The sequence below is a fragment of the Bacteroidota bacterium genome (assembly GCA_030706565.1).
In the GTDB taxonomy this organism is placed as follows: Bacteria; Bacteroidota; Bacteroidia; order Bacteroidales; family JAUZOH01; genus JAUZOH01.
On the sequence record JAUZOH010000595.1, the window covers coordinates 1 to 1,327 of the forward strand.

Genomic DNA, 1,327 nt, shown 5'->3' on the forward strand with positions numbered 1-1,327 from the left:
GAGAAGAACAATATCTTGAAGGAATGTTGGACTGGGATGGGATTCCTAATCGTAAGTATGAGGAATACAAGAAAATAGCTACCGAATTTAATAAGATCGGGAAATATTTCCCATACAAACCGCAACCTGAAGTAGGTTTGGCATTTTCTTTTCCGAGTCAGATAGCAAGTGGCTCCTTTCCTGAACAACAAGAAAACCAGCTGCAAGCCTGTTGGAATCTGTTTTATTGGCGCAATATGGATGCAAATGTTGTGGAAATCAGTAAAAGTGAGTTGAAATATAAATTACTTTTTGTTCCCGGCATTACGGTTATGGATGAAATAACAGCCAAAAAAATCCGTGAATTTGTAAAGAACGGAGGTACGGTTATTATGACCAGCAATTCGGCTTTTATTGATGAAACAGGGAAGGTGTTTTCTACTACCCGTCCCGGTCGCCTGAATGATGTATTTGGAATCCGGATAGCAAATTTCGAAGAAACGGAGGCATATAATGAAATATCCCGTAAATCATACAAAGGGAAAAAACTTGAGTTTACTTACAAAGGGAAATCGGTTGATACCGAATCGTCCAGGTTCGACATCATTGAACCGAAAGGAGCTGAGGTAATCGGAAGTATAACCAGTCTGGATAAAGACTATCCTGTCATGACCTTGAACAAATATGGAAAAGGCCAGGCGATTTATGTCGGGTTACCGGCTGATGCCAGCGTGCTTAACCCTGTCCTTGATGAACTGATTGACCAGTTGAATATTAAAAAAGGGCCGGAAGTACCCTCGGGTGTAATGGCCAGGCAAATTGACAAGACCCATTATTTGTATCTGAATGTGAGCGGTGAACCGAAAGAAATCCTGATGAAAGGCAAATCCAGAAGTATTCTTTTCGATAAGGACTATGCAGGTAACTTTAGTATTGCACCTTATGAGCCGGAATTTATCGAAGTTAGATAGATTTTGATACAAAAAATATCAATGCCCATTAAACATTAAATAATAATACAAATGAACAGACAATTACTATTTAACAGCCCGCTGTTAGTCTTGTTTTGTTGTTTTTTATTCAATACTGTACAGGCACAGGATGTAAATATTACAGTAGATGCATCTTCGAACAAAAAAAAGGTATCTCCAAATATATACGGGCGAAATGAAAGCTTTGACAAATCAGTCCAATTTTATAAAGATGCAGGATTGCGTTTAGCTCGGGTTGGCGGAGGTAATAACATGTCTGCATATAACTGGCGACTAAAACTTACGGTTCATCCCGACTGGTATAATAACGTTTATGGGACAGATTGGGATGTTTATGCACAAAAAATCAATAACAA

General features: G+C 38.7%; 2 protein-coding genes. Both read left to right on the top strand.

Going from position 1 to position 1,327, the window contains the following annotated elements:
- Window positions 1–950 (top strand): beta-galactosidase trimerization domain-containing protein (locus Q8907_17070; protein MDP4275982.1); only part of this gene is annotated, 950 nt, incomplete at its 5' end.
- 51 nt (window positions 951–1,001) lie between these two features.
- Window positions 1,002–1,327, top strand: a 326-nt coding sequence (locus Q8907_17075) for a secretion protein Por (protein MDP4275983.1), incomplete at its 3' end; no start/stop codon positions are given.